This is a genomic window from Priestia sp. SIMBA_032, assembly GCF_046535215.1.
GTDB classification, from domain to species: Bacteria; Bacillota; Bacilli; order Bacillales; family Bacillaceae_H; genus Priestia; species Priestia aryabhattai.
This window is the reverse complement of sequence record NZ_JAWRXD010000161.1, coordinates 1-430: the sequence shown is the minus strand read 5'-3', so window position 1 is coordinate 430 and position 430 is coordinate 1. Positions and strand designations below refer to the sequence as shown.

The 430-nt window shown below is 55.3% G+C and carries 1 protein-coding gene; it reads right to left on the bottom strand.

Features of this window, described 5'->3' with window-relative positions:
* Positions 1-97: 97 nt before the first annotated feature.
* Positions 98-430 (bottom strand): hypothetical protein (locus tag SB717_RS33820; protein ID WP_265952955.1); only part of this gene is annotated, 333 nt, incomplete at its 5' end.

Below are 430 nucleotides of genomic sequence, written 5' to 3'. Positions count from 1 at the left end.
AGCAGGCCATTATCGCCGGCATGGCGGCCCCACGGGTGCGCATGATCGTGCTCCTGTCGTTGAGGACCCGGCTAGGCTGGCGGGGTTGCCTTACTGGTTAGCAGAATGAATCACCGATACGCGAGCGAACGTGAAGCGACTGCTGCTGCAAAACGTCTGCGACCTGAGCAACAACATGAATGGTCTTCGGTTTCCGTGTTTCGTAAAGTCTGGAAACGCGGAAGTCAGCGCCCTGCACCATTATGTTCCGGATCTGCATCGCAGGATGCTGCTGGCTACCCTGTGGAACACCTACATCTGTATTAACGAAGCGCTGGCATTGACCCTGAGTGATTTTTCTCTGGTCCCGCCGCATCCATACCGCCAGTTGTTTACCCTCACAACGTTCCAGTAACCGGGCATGTTCATCATCAGTAACCCGTATCGTGAG